Here is a 16,027-nt window from a genome sequence, read left to right on the forward strand (position 1 = left end):
GCCTTGCCTGATCGCCGCTCGGCGGTTCTCGCGCAGACCCACGGGTAATGGGGGTGGGTGGCGGGTGCCGCGCGAGGGGCGCGGATCACGTTGCTCCCGTGTCCCGGAACCGTGAAAGGCGGCTATTAAATCACGTTTGCCGGTGTTGCTCAGCAGGTTCGATGGACGGTGGGGTAAAAGTCCTTCTTGCCTTGGTAATGCGGACCTGTAGGAGTGAGCCTGCTCGCGATTGGGTGGCACATTCACCATTATTTTTGACTGGATGACCGCCTTCGCGAGCAAGCTCGCTCCCACAGGGTTTGTGGTGTTTCTGTGGAAGGGATGGTGGCTGGGCTGGCCTCATCGCGAGCAGGCTCACTCCTACAATTTGATCTTTGGTGTTCCAGTCGGATTGATGGTGCATGTACTGGCAGGTAAAAAAACCGGCGGGGTCTTGGGCCGCCGCCGGGGAGGTAACTAGAGGCCGAAGCGGTCGCGCAGCGAGTAATAGACGGCGCCGAGGGCGGTCAGTGGCGCGGAGAAGGTCCGGCCGCCGAGCATTGGCATGTGTGGCAAGGAGGCGAACGCGTCGAAGCGTTCGGCGTCGCCGCGGATCATTTCCGAGATCAGTTTGCCGGCCAGGTGCGAGCAGGTGACGCCGTGGCCGCTGTAGCCTTGCATGTAGTAAGCGTTTTTCTCGATACGGCCGAATTGCGGCATGCGGGACATGGTCAGCAGGAAGTTGCCGGTCCAGCGGTAGTCGATCTTGACGTCTTTGAGCTGCGGGAAGGTCTTGAGGATCTTCGGGCGGATCAGTTGTTCGATGTCGTCCGGTTCCCGCGCGCCGTAGACCACGCCGCCGCCGTAAAGCAGACGGTTGTCGGCAGTCAGACGGTAGTAATCCAGCAGGTAGTTGCAGTCTTCGACGCAGTAGTTGTTGGTGATCAGGCTGCGCGCCTGCTTCTCGGTCAGCGGTTCGGTGACGACGATCTGCGAGCCGCACGGCATGCTTTTCGCGGTCACGCGGTTGTCGAGACCTTGCGGCAGGTAGGCGTTGCCGGCGATCAGCAGGTACTTGGCGCGGACCTGGCCTTTGGCGGTGCGCACGATGTTGGGTTCGCCGTATTTGATTTCCACGGCAGCCGACTGCTCGTAGATTTTGCCACCCAAACGCGTAATCGCCGCAGCTTCACCGAGCGCCAGGTTCAACGGATGAACGTGACCACCCTGCATATCCAGCAGGCCACCAACGTAAGCGTCGGAGCCGACTTCGCGACGGATGTCAGCCGCGTCGAGCATCTTCAGATTGCGGTTGCCGTAACGTTCCCAGCCACGCTTCTGCTCAGCCAGACTGTTGAGTTGTTTCTTGTTCATCGCTGCGAAAATGCCGCCCGGGCGGTAGTCGCATTGGATGTCGTATTCCTTGATGCGCGAACGGATGATGTCGGCGCCTTCGAAGATCATGCTGCCGAGGATTTCCGCGGTCTTGTCGCCGTAACGCTCTTCGATCACGTCGACGTCACGGCTGTACGAGTTGACCAGTTGACCGCCATTGCGACCGCTGGCGCCGTAGCCGACTTTCGCCGCTTCCAGCACCGTCACTTTGTAGCCGGCTTCGGTGAGGAACAGCGCCGAGGACAGGCCGGTGTAACCGGCGCCGATGATGCAGACATCGCACTCGACCGACTCTTCCAGAACCGGAAAGTCGATAACTTCGTTGCGGGTGGCGGCGTAGTAGCTGTTTACGTGTTGCTGTTTCATACGTTTCTCCGAGGGTCGCCAATAAACGGCGACCACCGCTGTAATAGAGTCAGAGCTTGATCCAGGTCGCTTTCAGCTCGGTGTACTTGTCGAACGCGTGCAGCGATTTATCGCGGCCGTTGCCCGATTGTTTGAAGCCACCGAACGGTGCGGTCATGTCGCCGCCGTCGTACTGGTTGACCCAGACGCTGCCGGCACGCAGGCCACGAGCGAAGGTGTGCGCCTTGCTGAGGTTGCTGGTCCAGACGCCGGCGGCGAGGCCGAAGATGCTGTCGTTGGCGATCTGCAGCGCTTCTTCGGCGGTGTCGAAGGTGATCAGCGACAGCACTGGGCCAAAGATTTCTTCCTGGGCGATGGTCATCGCATTGGTCACGCCGTCGAACAGCGCCGGTTGCACATAGAGGCCGCCGGTTTCTTCAAGGGTGCGTTGACCGCCAGCAATCAGCTCGGCGCCTTGCTCGCGACCGATGCTGATGTAGCGCAGCACGTTGTCGAGTTGACGCTGATCGACCACGGCACCGACGGTGGTTGCCGGATCGAGTGAGTGACCGGGTTTCCACGCTTGCAGCGCTTCCACCAGCAGTGGAATGAACTGCTCGCGGATCGAACGCTCAACCAGCAGACGTGAACCCGCAGTGCACACTTCGCCCTGGTTGAAGGCAATGGCGCCGGCCGCCGCTTGTGCTGCCGCGCGCAAGTCCGGTGCGTCGGCAAACACCACGTTCGGGCTCTTGCCCCCTGCTTCGAGCCAGACGCGTTTCATGTTGCTTTGGCCGGCATAAATCATCAGCTGTTTGGCAATCGCTGTGGAGCCGGTGAAGGCCAGCACGTCGACGTCCATGTGCAACGCCAGCGCCTTGCCGACGGTATGGCCGAAGCCTGGCAGAACGTTGAACACGCCTTTCGGAATGCCGGCATCCAGCGCAAGTTGAGCGATGCGGATTGCGGTCAGTGGCGATTTTTCCGAAGGTTTCAGAATGAACGAGTTGCCTGCTGCCAGCGCCGGGGCGAATTTCCAGCTGGCCATGATCAGCGGGAAGTTCCACGGCACGATGGCCGCGACCACGCCGGATGGCTCGCGGGTGACGAGGCCGAGTTGATCGTGCGGGGTGGCGGCGACTTCGTCGTAGATCTTGTCGATGGCTTCGGCGCTCCAGCGGATCGCGTTGGCGGTCGCCGGGATGTCGATGCTCATCGAATCGCTGATCGGTTTACCCATGTCGAGGGTTTCCAGCAGCGCCAGTTCTTCCTGGTTCTGCAGGATCAGATCGGCGAAGCGGATCAGGATGCGCTTGCGCTCGGCCGGGGCTTTTTTCGCCCACACGCCGGATTCAAAAGACTGGCGCGCGACTTCAACAGCGAGGTTGGCGTCGGCTTCGTCGGTGCTGGCCACGGAGGCGAGGAAACGGCCGTCGACGGGGCTCAGGCATTCGAAGGTGTCGCCACTGATGGCCGGGCGGTATTCACCGTTGATGAACGCGCGGGCTTCGATGGTCAGGGACTGGAAGCGTTGTTCCCAGTCGTTGCGGGTCGTTGTCATTGTTGTGGCTCGACAAGGGGGGAATTGGGGGGCTGTCTGGTTGCGATGTCTGGCTTGAGGTGGCTGCCCTCACCCTAGCCCTCTCCCAGGGGTAGAGGGGACCGATCGAGTTGTCTCGGGAGTTACACCGACCTGAACGACCGAGTCGATTATGGATTCGGTAAAGCAGGTTCAGGTCGCAGGATTTCCCAAGCATCCCCGGGTCAGTCCCCTCTCCCTCCGGGAGAGGGTTAGGGTGAGGGGCTCTTCGGCTTTTGAGGGCCTCAGCTAATCACACCGTATGCAGATACCAGTTGTACTCAAGGTCAGAAATCGAGTTCTCAAACTCGGCCAACTCGCTCTCCTTACAAGCGACAAACACGTCGATGTACATCGGGTCGATGTAGCGGGCCATGACTTCGCTGTCGTCCAGTTCGCGCAGTGCGTCGCGCAGGTTGTTCGGCAGGCTCTGTTCGTTCTGCTCGTAGCTGTTGCCTTCCACCGGAGCGCCCGGCTCGATCTGATTGGTCAGACCGTGGTGAATACCGGCCAGCACCGAAGCCATCAGCAAGTACGGGTTGGCATCGGCACCGGCGACGCGATGCTCGATACGCACAGCGTCGGCCGAACCGGTTGGCACACGGACCGCAACGGTGCGGTTGTCGATGCCCCAGCTCGGCGAGTTCGGTACGTAGAACTGCGCGCCAAAGCGGCGGTACGAGTTGACGTTCGGGCAGAGGAACGCCATTTGCGCAGGCAGGGTCTCCAGCACACCGCCGATCGCGTGACGCAGTGCGGCGTTCTGCTCGGGATCCTCGCTGGCGAAGATGTTGTTGCCTTCTTTGTCCAGGATCGAAATGTGTACGTGCAGACCGTTGCCCGCCTGGCCCGGATACGGCTTGGCCATGAAGGTGGTGTCCATCTCGTGGTCGTAGGCGATGTTCTTCACCAGACGCTTGAGCAGGACGGCGTAGTCGCACGCCTTGATCGGGTCGGAGACGTGATGCAGGTTGACTTCGAACTGCGCCGGGGCGCTTTCCTTGACGATCGCGTCAGCCGGGATGCCCTGCTCTTTCGCGCCTTCGAGGATGTCTTGCAGGCAGTCGACGTATTCGTCGAGGTCGTCGATCAGGTACACCTGAGTCGACACCGGACGCTTGCCGGAGACTGGCGAGCGTGGCGATTGCGGACGGCCGTTCACGTTGTCCTGGTCGATCAGATAGAACTCGAGTTCGAATGCCGCGCAGATGGTCAAGCCGAGGTCGTCGAATTTGCGCACGACGTTGGCCAGCACTTCACGCGGGTCAGCGAAGAACGGCTGGCCTTCGATTTCGTGCATGGTCATTAGAAGTTGTGCGGTGGGACGCTTCTGCCACGGCTCGATGCTCAGCGTGCCGGGGATCGGATAGCAAATGCGGTCAGCGTCGCCGATGTCCAGACCCAGGCCGGTGCTTTCCACCGTGGAGCCATTGATGTCGAGGGCGAAAAGCGAGGCCGGCAGGTTGATGCCTTTCTCGTAAACCTTATGAAGACTGGTGCGTTCGATGCGCTTGCCGCGCACCACACCGTTCATATCCGCAATCAGAAGGTCGACGTACAAAACCTCAGGATATTTCTTAAGGAATGCGTTTGCTTCGTTGAGTTGAACGGTACGCAGAGGGACCGACATGATGCACCTATTTAGCTGTTAATTATTATGTTCACTGCTGTTTCGCCGAGCCAGTCAACCCGAACGGCAAAGTGAAGTCAATAGCGAACAGATGGCCGCTCAGGGTTTATTTTTCGGGCTTTTTTTAACGCTTGCGTGCCAACACAGGGGTCTTAGGCCCGGGAATCATGAAGATTTGATGAACGGCGTTTAGAATTTTTTACATGGCAGTTGTTAATTAAAATCAACGAGGCTAAGCTCCGGAAAAGCTCGTTCAAGTGTCAAACTTCGAGGTGAATAAAAATGGCATTCAAGCCATTGATCGGCGTTACTGCGTGCGTCAAACAAATTGGCCTGCACCCCTATCACATCAGCGGCGACAAGTACGTACGTGCTGTCAGCGTTGGCGCCAACGGGCTGCCAGTGGTCATTCCTTCCCTTGGCAACCTGACTGAAATCGATGACCTGCTCGGTCAACTCGACGGTCTGCTGCTGACCGGCTCGCCCTCGAACGTGGAACCTTTCCACTATCAAGGCCCGGCCAGCGCCCCCGGCACGGATCACGATCCGGCGCGGGATGCCACCACCCTTCCTTTATTGCGTGCAGCCATCGCGGCGGGCGTTCCGGTGCTCGGCATCTGCCGTGGTTTCCAGGAAATGAACGTGGCGTTCGGCGGCAGCCTGCATCAGAAGGTGCATGAGCTGCCGGGCATGCTCGATCACCGTGAAGCCGACAGCCCTGATGTGGCCGTGCAATACGCACCGGCCCATGCGGTGACGGTTTTGAGCGGCGGCGTGTTTGAGGCGCTGGAGTTGCCGGGCGAGTTCCAGGTCAACTCGATTCACAGCCAGGGCATCGATCGCCTCGCCCCCGGCCTGCGGGCCGAAGCGGTGGCGCCGGACGGTTTGATTGAGGCGGTCTCGGTCGAACACAGCCCGACCTTCGCCCTCGGCGTGCAATGGCACCCGGAATGGCAAGTGCTCGATAACCCGAACTACCTGAAGATTTTCCAGGCATTCGGCGCGGCTTGCCGGCAACGGGCGGCGCGGCGCAATCAGCGCTGATCCAACCCAAGCATACGTAACGATTTACTGCCCCCATGAATGTCGGGTGTGCCTGCGCACATCCGTCATTCGTGAACAGCAACACCCGTGATAACAACAAGTACGACCCAGGCAGCCAGGACGGCGGCGCCGACCAAGCCCTCGGCAGTGCAAGGTCAGTCAGGCATGCGCAATTCCCCTGTAGGAGTGAGCCTGCTCGCGATAGCAATAGACCAGTCAACAGAGATGTCGACTGACATGGCCTCATCGCGAGCAGGCTCACTCCTACAGGGGATGTGTAATGACTGAGATTGCGCTTGCAGGCTTGCAATCCACTTAAGCCCGGCCACATTGGCCAGGCGAACGAAACCTGTTGGGAGTTTCACATGGCAAACGCCTCCAGCACTTACAGGAAGGCACTTGAAGGTCATCAGCAACCGAAAAAGGTGCTGGTGAAAGTCGATCGTGTCACCAAGAAGTTCGACGAAACCGTGGCAGTGGACGATGTGTCCCTGGAGATCCATCAGGGCGAAATCTTTGCCCTGCTCGGTGGCTCCGGTTCGGGCAAATCGACCCTGCTGCGCATGCTCGCCGGTTTCGAGCGCCCGACTGAAGGGCGGATTCTGCTCGACGGCGTGGACATCACCGACATGCCGCCGTACGAGCGGCCGATCAACATGATGTTCCAGTCCTACGCGCTGTTCCCACACATGACCGTTGCGCAGAACATCGCCTTCGGCCTCAAGCAAGACCGTTTGCCGGCCAGCGAAATCGATGCCCGCGTCGATGAAATGCTGCGCCTTGTCCACATGACCCAATACGCCAAACGCCGCCCGCATCAGTTGTCCGGTGGTCAGCGTCAGCGCGTCGCCCTCGCCCGCTCGCTGGCCAAGCGCCCGAAGCTGTTGCTGCTCGACGAGCCAATGGGTGCGCTGGATAAAAAGCTGCGTTCGCAGATGCAACTGGAACTCGTGCAGATCATCGAACGCGTCGGCGTGACCTGCGTGATGGTGACCCACGACCAGGAAGAGGCCATGACCATGGCCGAGCGCATCGCAATCATGCACCTGGGTTGGATCGCGCAGATCGGCAGCCCGATCGACATTTATGAAGCGCCGGTCAGCCGCATGGTCTGCGAATTCATCGGCAACGTGAACGCCTTCGACGGCACCGTGGTGGAAGACCTTGAAGGTCACGCGATCATCCACAGCCCGGACCTGGAACAGAAGATCTACGTCGGTCACGGTGTCAGCACTTCGGTGCAGGACAAGTCGGTCACCTACGCGATCCGTCCGGAAAAAATGCTCGTCAGCACGACCAAGCCGGAATTTCGCTACAACTGGTCCGAAGGCAAGGTGCATGACATCGCCTACCTCGGCGGTCACTCGGTGTTCTACGTCGAATTGCCCGGCGGCAAAATCGTCCAGTCGTTCATGGCCAACGCCGAACGCCGTGGCGCGCGGCCGACCTGGGACGACAAAGTCTACGTCTGGTGGGAAGACGACAGCGGCGTGGTACTGCGCTCATGAGAACCTTCAATCAGCAATTCCTGCGCCTGGTGCCCAGCGGGCGAAAACTGGTGATCGGCATTCCGTTCATCTGGCTGTTCCTGTTCTTCATGCTGCCGTTCTTTCTGGTGATGAAGATCAGCTTCTCGGAAGCCGCGCTGTCGATCCCGCCCTACTCGGAGATCTACACCTACGCCGAACAGAAATTCCAGCTGATGCTCAACATCGGCAACTACACCATGCTCGGCGAAGACGAGCTGTACCTATCGGCCTACCTAGGCTCGCTGAAAGTCGCGGCGCTGAGCACGATGATGTGCCTGTTGATCGGTTTCCCGATGGCCTACGCGATCACCAAGACCGGCAAGGAAACGCAAAACGTCCTGCTGCTGTTGATCATGATGCCGACCTGGACCGCGATCCTGATCCGCGTTTACGCATGGATGGGCATCCTCAGCAACAACGGTTTGCTCAACGCGTTTCTGATGTGGACGGGGCTGACCGATCACCCGATCGAGATCCTCAACACCAACACGGCCGTGTATATCGGCGTGGTCTACGCCTACCTGCCATTCATGGTGTTGCCGCTGTACGCCAACCTCGTCAAGCACGATGGCAGCCTGCTGGAAGCCGCGCAGGATCTGGGTTCGAGCAACTTCAACAACTTCTGGAAAATCACCGTGCCACTGGCCAAGAACGGCATTATTGCCGGCTGCATGCTGGTGTTCATTCCGGTGGTCGGCGAGTTCGTGATTCCAGAACTGTTGGGTGGCCCGGAGACGCTGATGATCGGTCGCGTGCTGTGGCAAGAGTTCTTCAATAACCGCGACTGGCCGGTGGCGTCTGCGCTGGCGGTGGTGATGCTGTTGATCCTGATTGTGCCGATTCTGCTGTTCAACCGCAGCCAGGCCAAAGAGATGGAGGCACGGGGATGAAACGCTTCGGTTTTTCCAAGTTCATGCTGATCTTCGGCCTGATGTTCATTTATCTGCCGATGCTGATTCTGGTGATCTACTCGTTCAACGCCTCGAAACTAGTGACAGTCTGGGGCGGCTGGTCGGTGAAGTGGTATGTCGGCTTGCTCGACAACACGCAACTGATGGGCTCGGTGGTGCGCTCGCTGGAAATCGCCTGCTACACCGCGATTGCTGCAGTCGCGTTGGGCACCCTCGCCGCTTTCGTGCTGACGCGTGTGACACGCTTCAAGGGTCGCACGCTGTTTGGTGGTCTGGTCACTGCGCCGTTGGTGATGCCTGAGGTGATCACCGGTCTGTCGCTGTTGCTGCTGTTCGTGGCGATGGCGCAGTTGATCGGCTGGCCGCAGGAGCGTGGCATCGTCACGATCTGGATCGCCCACACCACGTTTTGTGCCGCTTATGTGGCGGTGGTAGTCTCCGCCCGCCTTCGTGAGCTGGATCTGTCGATCGAAGAAGCGGCGATGGATCTCGGTGCGAAGCCGTTCAAGGTGTTTTTCCTGATCACCATTCCAATGATCGCGCCGTCGCTGGCGGCGGGCGGGATGATGTCGTTCGCCTTGTCGCTGGATGACTTGGTGTTGGCCAGCTTCGTTTCCGGACCAGGTTCGACGACGTTGCCGATGGAAGTGTTCTCGGCGGTGCGTCTGGGCGTGAAGCCTGAGATCAACGCGGTGGCCAGCCTGATTCTGCTGGCGGTGTCGCTGGTGACGTTCCTGGTCTGGTACTTCGGCCGCAAGGCAGAAGCCAACCGCAAGCGGGCGATTCAGGAAGCGATGGATCAGACGGCGAATGAGTCGTGGCAACAACCGCAACAAGCCGCCACCGCTTGACCGGTAGGAGCTGCGGCACGCTGCGATCTTTTGATCTTGATGTGAAAGATCAAAAGATCGCAGCCTCGTTTCACTCGACAGCTCCTACACAAATGTAGTCAGCCCCTCGGTCAGTCCCCTCTCCCCCTGGGAGAGGGTGAGGGGGCTTTGCGCAACGTGAATAAAAACAATGGAGTTGTACCGATGAAAATGTTTGGCAGGACTCTGCTGACACTGTCCTTAATGGGCGCAATGGTCATGGGCGCTCAGGCCAACGACAAGGTGCTGCGCGTTTACAACTGGTCCGATTACATCGCGCCGGACACCGTCAAGAAGTTCGAAGACGAGACCGGCATCCGCGTGACCTACGACGTCTTCGACAGCAACGAGACCCTTGAGGCGCGTTTGCTGGCGGGCAAATCCGGCTACGACCTGGTCGTCCCGTCGAACAGTTTCCTGGCCAAGCAGATCAAGGCCGGCGTCTATCAGACGCTGGACAAATCCAAGCTGCCGAACTGGAAGAATCTCAACCCGGTGCTGCTGAAAAACGCCGCCGCCAGTGATCCGGACAACGCCCACGCGTTCCCGTACATGTGGGGCTCGATCGGCATCGGCTTCAACCCGGCCAAGGTCAAGGAAGTGCTCGGCGCCAACGCCCCGACCAATTCCTGGGACTTGCTGTTCAAACCGGAAAACGCTGAAAAACTCAAAGCCTGCGGCATCAGTTTCCTCGACTCGCCGACCGAAATGATCCCGGCCGCCCTGCACTATCTGGGTTACCCGGTGAACGACAGGGACACCGCGCACATCAAGGAAGCCGAGGCGCTGTTCATGAAGATTCGTCCGAACGTGGCGTACTTCCATTCCTCGAAATACATCTCGGATCTGGCCAACGGCAACATCTGCGTGGCGGTCGGCTACTCCGGTGATGTGCTGCAAGCCAAGGCCCGCGCGGTGGAATCGGGCAACAACGTGGTGATCGACTACAGCATTCCCAAGGAGGGTGCCGGCAGCTTCTACGACATGGTCGCGATCCCGCGCGATGCCGCTAACGTCGAGAACGCTTACCTGTTCATGGATTTTCTGATGCGTCCGGACATCATCGCCGAGATCACCAACAGCAACGGCTACAGCAACGCCAACGCGGCGGCTACGCCATTGGTGGATGAAGCGATCCGCAACGACCCGGGTTCGTATCCGTCGCAAGCGGTGATGGCGACGCTGTATGCGGTGCCGGATCAGCCGATTGCCACACAGCGGATCATGACCCGCGGCTGGACCCGGGTGAAACTCGGTAAGTAAGCCCACCAAAGCTCCAAATGTAGGAGTGAGCCTGCTCGCGATGGCGGTGTGTCAGGCAGCGCTGATGCTGAGTGTACTGGCCTCATCGCGAGCAGGCTCACTCCTACAGTGGTTTGGTGTTGTGACAGAAAAATTTATGATTTCCCGTTCACGCAGCGCCTTACCACCGCTGCACCCTGCTATGAACGGCCTCACCTGGCTCCCTCGGTTCAGGTGAATTCTCAGGCGCCTTCGGGCGCCTTTTTTTGTGCGCTCAAATCAGCGGCCAGTCTTGCAGAATCCGATAGCGTCCCTTGTGTGATTCAAACAAGGCGAAGCGTTCGGCACGCAGAAAAAACTCCGGCGGCGTAGCGGATTCCGGCTCCGGAGCACGGTACTCACGGGCCAGCGTCAGGTGCGGGCGAAACTCGCGTGGCGTCTCTTCAAAGCCAAACGGCAACATCGCCTGCTCCAATGCGTAGACCAGCCGCAGCAACGCTTGTGGCGCCTGCTCGGGCGCCAGTGACAACACCCCGGCGCGGTGCCAGACCTGCAAGTGATCCAGCGAAATCTTCAACACCTCACCCGGTGTGCGCACTTGCCCGGCGGCTTCGCAGACTTCATTGATCTGCGCCAATGGCACCGCGCCGAGAAACAGCAACGTCAGATGAAAGTTGTCCGCCGGCACCGGCTTACCGGTGCGCAAACCCAACTCCCCTCGCCATTGAGCAATCGCCTTGCGTTGCGCAGACGGGCAATCGAGGGCGAAAAACAGTCGCTTTGTCTCATCGGTCATGGCCCTGCTCCCCTGTTCACCGTGATCCGCCGGATTCTACACAGCCTGATCTGACGACTCGCGACAGGCAGCTATAGTTCAAGGATTGCCATCAACCGGAGGCCGCCATGCGCGCGATCCTCAGCAAAGAACCGTGGTGGGCGCGACCACCGCATCCCGGGCAGGATGAAAGTGAACTGGAATGGGGCTGGCTGGTGCATTACAGCGAGGGTGAACCGCGTTTCGAATTCGTCCGCGAACGCCCGACTGACGAGCAGATTCGCAACCGCAAAAGCTGCCGTATCACCCCCTCTGCCGAGTGAACACCGTACCTGTAGGAGTGAGCCTGCTCGCGATGGCGTTTGCACATTCAATGCTTCATTGACAGACCCACCGCTATCGCGAGCAGGCTCACTCCTACAATAGATTTGCGGTGGCCTCAGGGCTCGATGAGGTATTGGAAGCCGCCGTAGATCATCCGCTGGCCATCGAACGGCATCGGGTTCAAATCGGGCTGCATGCGCGGGTCCTCCATCATCTTTGCCATGCCGGCATCCCGGGTGGCTTTGTCCGGCCAGATCAGCCAGCCCGAGGCGACGGTTTCGCCTTCCTTGAGCTTCACCGCCATCGGGAACGAGGTGAGCTTGCCGTCCGGCACGTCATCTCCCCAGCATTCAGCAACGCTCAGGGCGCCGTACTCCTTGAACAGTACGGCGGCAATTTCGGCGTGCTTTTTGTACTGCTCACGATTGGCAGTCGGCACCGGCGCTACGAAAATATCGATGTAAGCCATGATCACTCTCCTTGCACGTTGGGTTCGATCTGCTGATTGGTCGATTGCGGCGGCTGCCATTCGACACGGTTCACGCCCAGCCCGACCGACGGTTCATCGCCCGCACCCAGATTGCGCTCGACCTGTGCGGCCATGTGCAGCGTGCCGGCCATCACCCCGGTTGTCGGGTTCTGCACCAGTTTCAGCCAGGCCTTGTCGAAGGTGCTGCCCAGACTGCTGCGGATCAACGCTTCGCTGTCGGGGCGGTCATTGGCCTGGATAATCGCGCGAATACCCGCAACACCAGCCGAGATCAGGCCACCGGCCAGTTTCCCGGCAGCAGCGGCCACCGCACTGGCAGCCCCGCGCGGGGCCATTTCCGCTTCCATCCGCTGACTGGCGCGTTTGGCCACCGGCGCCATGCCGGCATCCGTCGAGGCAATACCCTTGGCGCCGCCCTCGGTGTGGATCTTGTCGATCAGCGCGGCGTAGGCCGGCAGCGTGTTCAGCGGCTCGGTACTGATGACCTGATACAACGAAGCATCCCGCGCCGACGGCGGGCCAAGCGCAATGGCCGGGACTTTCTGCAAATGCCCATTGAGCTGACCAACGGGCACACCATGGCGCTGGGCGATGAGCGGCATCTGCTGGGCCATCAGTTGCGCATAGAACGCCGTCGCCTGGCCGAGAATCGCGTCCGGATCGACCTCCACCGCCACTGGTGCCAGCACCCTTTTCTGATATTGCTCAAGCAGATACGCCGCCAACCGCTTGGCCGATGCGTCCTGTTCGCCACCGGCATTGATCGTGTACCAGCTGACCTTCATCGATAGCCATTCCTGGGTCCAGTAGCTGCTGAACCACGGGATGAAATTTTCTTCAGTTTGCTGATAGACCCGAGTGCGCCAATGTTCCATCGAACCACGGGCAAAGACTTTGACTTGTTCGGTGGATTGCTGCGAGGCGTTGACGATTTCCCGGTCGATCTGCTGCCAGGTGGCCGGCGAGACAAACACGGCCTGCGGCGCCAACACCGGCGCCCGCGCCGAGTTGGCGCAGCCGGCCAGCAACAACAGTGCGGCGACGAGCAACGCACGCGGGTTCACGGTGGCGGTTTCCTTTAAAAGGGCGGAAGCAGATTTGAGTATAGGTGCGTGCGCAGGGCCGTTTGTCCGGTTTTGGCTGGTCTGGCGCCTTCGCGAGCAGGCTCGCTCCCACAGGGGAATGCGTTTCAACGTGGGAGCGAGCCTGCTCGCGAAGGGGCCATCAGCAACACCCCAAATCCCCAACCATCACTGCCATCGATATTCACCATCGCCACGATTGCCTTCCGCCCACCGCCCATCAAAGGCACGATTAAGCCATCCGAAACACAACGAGGAGTTCACAACATGATTCACACCCACGTCACACTCTCCGTGAGTTTCCCGGTGTTCGGCAGCAACTATTACGACCAGCACGCCGTGTCGCACAAGGCTCAGGCACTGGTGTTCAACGAAGATTTCGAAGATCTGTTGATGCCCGCCGCCACTAATCATTTCAGTAATGAAGTGGTCGGCATCAACGATCAGTTCCGTTTTCTGAGCGACATTCTCGCCACCCATTTGCTGGACATCGAGGCCTCTGTGCCTGCGCGATCCAGCGTCCGGGCGAGCGCTCACTTTTAATTGAGGGCTAATGACAGAGGGTGTTCCTTTTTCGGGAACGCCCTCTTTTTGTTCAATCAGTCATCATCCCGATCACGGTAGTAACGACGCCCGTCGCGGCGATCGTCGCGATCATCCCAGCGCCGGTCATGGTCGTAATTGCGGCCATGATCGCGGTCGTAGTGCCGGCCATGACGGTGGTCATCATCAAAATCCGCCACACAGCCGCCGAGCAATACGGCGGCGGTCACGGTCAGCAGCATCGTTGTTGCGCGCTTCATTCAACACTTCCCTAAAACCAAGGTCTTGACGACGGAATCGGCCACGCTGCCCGCGCCTTCGGGACGCGGTGCGCGCAGCCGCAGATACGACCGGGCAAATCAGCGTTGATTCAGTGGCCACTAGCGACCGTTTGTCGCTCCGCCCGCGCTGCCCGAACGGCGGCGAAATGCCACCTATACTCCTTGCAACCTAGCCCCACGCAATGGATCTGCGCCCTCAATAACAACAAGCAGAGGTGGACCATGGTCTGGCAGCAAATTTACGACCCGTTCGGCAACCCGGTGATCTCCACGCTCATGGCCGCTGTACCGGTGGTGGTGATGCTCGCGGCGCTGGCGTTCTTTCACGTCAAGGCGCACTTGGCGGCGCTGCTTGCTCTGGCGTCCGCCCTGCTGATTTCGATTTTCGCCTTCGGCATGCCGGCGAGCATGGCTGGCTCAGCGGCGTTGTTTGGCGCGGCCAATGGCTTGTTGCCGATCGGCTGGATCGTCCTCAACATCATTTTTCTGCATCGTCTGACCACCGAGAACGGCTCGTTCAAAGTGCTGCAGGATTCCCTTGCGCGCATCACCGATGATCGCCGCTTGCAGTTGCTGCTGATCGCGTTCTGCTTCGGTGCGTTTTTCGAAGGCGCGGCCGGGTTCGGCACGCCGGTGGCGGTGACCGGGGCGATTCTGATCGGTCTCGGTTTTTCGCCGCTGGCCGCGTCCGGTCTGGCGCTGATCGCCAACACCGCGCCAGTCGCATTCGGCGCGCTAGGCACGCCGATCATCACGCTGGCCAAAGTCACCGGGCTGGATGAAATGGAACTGTCGATGATGGTCGGTCGGCAGTTGCCGTTTTTCTCGGTGCTGGTGCCGTTCTGGTTGATCTGGGCGTTTGCCGGGTGGCGCAAGATGCTCGAGATCTGGCCGGCGATTCTGGTAGCCGGCGTCAGCTTCGCGATCCCGCAATTTCTGGTATCGAACTACCACGGGCCAATGCTGGTGGACGTGATCGCCGCGCTGATTTCCATGGCCTGTCTGACGCTGTTCCTGAAGGTGTGGAAACCGGCGACCATTCACACCTCGGCAGCTCTTTCGGGGCGCGTAGACAACTCCAAGGTCGATGAAGAAAAAATCACTGCCAGCGCCGCGTTTAGTGACCAGGCGCGCCCGGCGGTGATGCGCGCGTGGATGCCGTGGATCATCCTCACCGTGTTCGTCTTCGCCTGGGGCACCCAGGGCTTCAAGAATATGTTCGACACCCGCCCGGCGATTGATCCCGTCACCCAGTCAGCCAAGCTTGATCCCGCAGGCAAACCGCTGCGCGAGGCCAACCCGATTTTCGCCCCGGCAGTGACCTTTACCACGCTGCACCTTCAAATCGAGAAAGTCCCGCCGGTGGTTGCCGCGCCGAAAGCGGAAGAAGCGGTGTACAAATTCACCTGGCTCACCGCCACCGGCAGCGGGATTTTGCTTGCAGCAATTGTCGGCGGTTTGCTGATGGGCTATTCGATTCCACAACTGATCAAGCAGTACCTGCGCACGCTGTGGGTGGTGCGGTTTTCGTTGATCACCATTGCCGCGATGCTGGCGCTGGGGTTTCTCACGCGCTACTCGGGACTCGACGCGACCATGGGTCTGGCCTTTGCGGCGACGGGGATTTTTTATCCGATGTTCGGCACGTTGCTTGGTTGGCTGGGTGTGGCGTTGACCGGTTCGGATACCGCGTCGAACGTGTTGTTTGGCGGCTTGCAGCGGGTCACCTCGGAACAGCTCGGGATCAGTCCGGTACTGATGGCGGCAGCGAACAGCTCTGGCGGGGTGATGGGCAAAATGGTCGATGCGCAATCGATCGTCGTCGCCTCCACCGCGACCCGCTGGTACGGGCATGAAGGCGAGATTCTGCGCTATGTGTTCTTCCACTCGATTGTGCTGGCGATTCTGGTCGGCGGGCTGGTGACGTTGCAGGCGTATGTGGCGCCGTTTACCTCGATGGTGGTTGGCGGGCATTAGTCCGGCCGGACACATATCCAATGTGGGAGCGA

At 59.8% G+C, this 16,027-nt stretch carries 15 protein-coding genes; 8 read left to right on the forward strand and 7 right to left on the reverse strand.

Going from position 1 to position 16,027, the window contains the following annotated elements:
• Positions 1-456: 456 nt before the first annotated feature.
• From PspR84_RS17490 to PspR84_RS17500, 3 genes are all read right to left on the reverse strand, one after another.
• Positions 457-1,740 (reverse strand): FAD-binding oxidoreductase, encoded by a 1,284-nt coding sequence (locus tag PspR84_RS17490; RefSeq protein ID WP_160058508.1) that lies wholly within the window; start codon positions 1,738-1,740, stop codon positions 457-459.
• 49 nt (positions 1,741-1,789) lie between these two features.
• Positions 1,790-3,280 carry an aldehyde dehydrogenase gene (locus PspR84_RS17495; protein ID WP_064389317.1) on the reverse strand — a complete coding sequence of 497 codons (1,491 nt, stop codon included), beginning with the start codon at positions 3,278-3,280 and terminating at the stop codon, positions 1,790-1,792.
• A gap of 271 nt (positions 3,281-3,551) precedes the next feature.
• A complete protein-coding gene (locus PspR84_RS17500) occupies positions 3,552-4,928 on the reverse strand; it encodes a glutamine synthetase family protein (RefSeq protein ID WP_007918694.1) in 1,377 nt (458 codons plus the stop codon).
• A gap of 282 nt (positions 4,929-5,210) precedes the next feature.
• Between PspR84_RS17500 and PspR84_RS17505 the strand changes: the two genes are divergently transcribed.
• From PspR84_RS17505 to PspR84_RS17525, 5 genes are all read left to right on the forward strand, one after another.
• Positions 5,211-5,972 carry a gamma-glutamyl-gamma-aminobutyrate hydrolase family protein gene (locus PspR84_RS17505; RefSeq protein ID WP_160058509.1) on the forward strand — a complete coding sequence of 254 codons (762 nt, stop codon included), beginning with the start codon at positions 5,211-5,213 and terminating at the stop codon, positions 5,970-5,972.
• A gap of 365 nt (positions 5,973-6,337) precedes the next feature.
• Positions 6,338-7,480: a polyamine ABC transporter ATP-binding protein gene (gene potA, locus PspR84_RS17510; protein WP_160058510.1), complete on the forward strand. Its 1,143-nt coding sequence runs from the start codon at positions 6,338-6,340 to the stop codon at positions 7,478-7,480.
• Positions 7,477-8,391 (forward strand): ABC transporter permease subunit, encoded by a 915-nt coding sequence (locus PspR84_RS17515; RefSeq protein ID WP_034155532.1) that lies wholly within the window; start codon positions 7,477-7,479, stop codon positions 8,389-8,391. Before potA ends, PspR84_RS17515 begins: the two co-directional genes overlap by 4 nt.
• A complete protein-coding gene (locus PspR84_RS17520) occupies positions 8,388-9,263 on the forward strand; it encodes an ABC transporter permease subunit (RefSeq protein WP_034155531.1) in 876 nt (291 codons plus the stop codon). Before PspR84_RS17515 ends, PspR84_RS17520 begins: the two co-directional genes overlap by 4 nt.
• Before the next feature lie 183 nt (positions 9,264-9,446).
• Positions 9,447-10,544, forward strand: a complete 1,098-nt coding sequence (locus tag PspR84_RS17525; protein WP_123594281.1) for a polyamine ABC transporter substrate-binding protein — start codon at positions 9,447-9,449, stop codon at positions 10,542-10,544.
• Positions 10,545-10,797: 253 nt separating this feature from the next.
• Here PspR84_RS17525 and thpR read toward each other — a convergent pair whose 3' ends face one another.
• Positions 10,798-11,319 carry an RNA 2',3'-cyclic phosphodiesterase gene (gene thpR / locus PspR84_RS17530; RefSeq protein WP_160058511.1) on the reverse strand — a complete coding sequence of 174 codons (522 nt, stop codon included), beginning with the start codon at positions 11,317-11,319 and terminating at the stop codon, positions 10,798-10,800.
• 107 nt (positions 11,320-11,426) lie between these two features.
• Here thpR and PspR84_RS17535 point away from each other — a divergent pair, with 107 nt between their 5' ends.
• Complete coding sequence (locus tag PspR84_RS17535) at positions 11,427-11,621, forward strand: hypothetical protein (protein WP_160058512.1); 195 nt, start codon at positions 11,427-11,429, stop codon at positions 11,619-11,621.
• Between the two features lie 116 nt (positions 11,622-11,737).
• On the opposite strand, the gene PspR84_RS17540 is transcribed toward PspR84_RS17535, so the two are convergent.
• Together PspR84_RS17540 and PspR84_RS17545 are read right to left on the reverse strand one after the other, a co-directional pair.
• Complete coding sequence (locus PspR84_RS17540) at positions 11,738-12,091, reverse strand: DUF1428 domain-containing protein (RefSeq protein WP_160058513.1); 354 nt, start codon at positions 12,089-12,091, stop codon at positions 11,738-11,740.
• A gap of 2 nt (positions 12,092-12,093) precedes the next feature.
• Complete coding sequence (locus PspR84_RS17545) at positions 12,094-13,176, reverse strand: hypothetical protein (protein WP_160058514.1); 1,083 nt, start codon at positions 13,174-13,176, stop codon at positions 12,094-12,096.
• A gap of 285 nt (positions 13,177-13,461) precedes the next feature.
• Here PspR84_RS17545 and PspR84_RS17550 point away from each other — a divergent pair, with 285 nt between their 5' ends.
• Positions 13,462-13,737, forward strand: a complete 276-nt coding sequence (locus tag PspR84_RS17550; RefSeq protein ID WP_150750841.1) for a hypothetical protein — start codon at positions 13,462-13,464, stop codon at positions 13,735-13,737.
• 56 nt (positions 13,738-13,793) lie between these two features.
• On the opposite strand, the gene PspR84_RS17555 is transcribed toward PspR84_RS17550, so the two are convergent.
• Positions 13,794-13,997: a hypothetical protein gene (locus PspR84_RS17555; protein ID WP_007918829.1), complete on the reverse strand. Its 204-nt coding sequence runs from the start codon at positions 13,995-13,997 to the stop codon at positions 13,794-13,796.
• A 243-nt stretch (positions 13,998-14,240) separates the two neighbouring features.
• On the opposite strand from PspR84_RS17555, the gene PspR84_RS17560 reads away from it, so the two are divergent.
• Positions 14,241-15,995 (forward strand): L-lactate permease, encoded by a 1,755-nt coding sequence (locus PspR84_RS17560; protein ID WP_007950206.1) that lies wholly within the window; start codon positions 14,241-14,243, stop codon positions 15,993-15,995.
• The last annotated feature ends 32 nt before the right edge of the window (positions 15,996-16,027 follow it).

It is taken from the genome of Pseudomonas sp. R84, from assembly GCF_009834515.1.
Classification (GTDB): Bacteria; Pseudomonadota; Gammaproteobacteria; order Pseudomonadales; family Pseudomonadaceae; genus Aquipseudomonas.

Excerpts from the sequence above, each read along its gene's own strand:
- PspR84_RS17505 (WP_160058509.1), top strand. The coding sequence starts at position 5,211 with ATGGCATTCAAGCCATTGATCGGCGTTACTGCGTGCGTCAAACAAATT.
- PspR84_RS17520 (WP_034155531.1), top strand. The coding sequence starts at position 8,388 with ATGAAACGCTTCGGTTTTTCCAAGTTCATGCTGATCTTCGGCCTGATG.
- thpR (WP_160058511.1), bottom strand. The coding sequence starts at position 11,319 with ATGACCGATGAGACAAAGCGACTGTTTTTCGCCCTCGATTGCCCGTCT.
- PspR84_RS17560 (WP_007950206.1), top strand. The coding sequence starts at position 14,241 with ATGGTCTGGCAGCAAATTTACGACCCGTTCGGCAACCCGGTGATCTCC.
- PspR84_RS17535 (WP_160058512.1), top strand. The coding sequence starts at position 11,427 with ATGCGCGCGATCCTCAGCAAAGAACCGTGGTGGGCGCGACCACCGCAT.
- PspR84_RS17540 (WP_160058513.1), bottom strand. The coding sequence starts at position 12,091 with ATGGCTTACATCGATATTTTCGTAGCGCCGGTGCCGACTGCCAATCGT.
- PspR84_RS17495 (WP_064389317.1), bottom strand. The coding sequence starts at position 3,280 with ATGACAACGACCCGCAACGACTGGGAACAACGCTTCCAGTCCCTGACC.
- PspR84_RS17525 (WP_123594281.1), top strand. The coding sequence starts at position 9,447 with ATGAAAATGTTTGGCAGGACTCTGCTGACACTGTCCTTAATGGGCGCA.
- PspR84_RS17500 (WP_007918694.1), bottom strand. The coding sequence starts at position 4,928 with ATGTCGGTCCCTCTGCGTACCGTTCAACTCAACGAAGCAAACGCATTC.
- PspR84_RS17490 (WP_160058508.1), bottom strand. The coding sequence starts at position 1,740 with ATGAAACAGCAACACGTAAACAGCTACTACGCCGCCACCCGCAACGAA.
- potA (WP_160058510.1), top strand. The coding sequence starts at position 6,338 with ATGGCAAACGCCTCCAGCACTTACAGGAAGGCACTTGAAGGTCATCAG.
- PspR84_RS17550 (WP_150750841.1), top strand. The coding sequence starts at position 13,462 with ATGATTCACACCCACGTCACACTCTCCGTGAGTTTCCCGGTGTTCGGC.
- PspR84_RS17555 (WP_007918829.1), bottom strand. The coding sequence starts at position 13,997 with ATGAAGCGCGCAACAACGATGCTGCTGACCGTGACCGCCGCCGTATTG.
- PspR84_RS17515 (WP_034155532.1), top strand. The coding sequence starts at position 7,477 with ATGAGAACCTTCAATCAGCAATTCCTGCGCCTGGTGCCCAGCGGGCGA.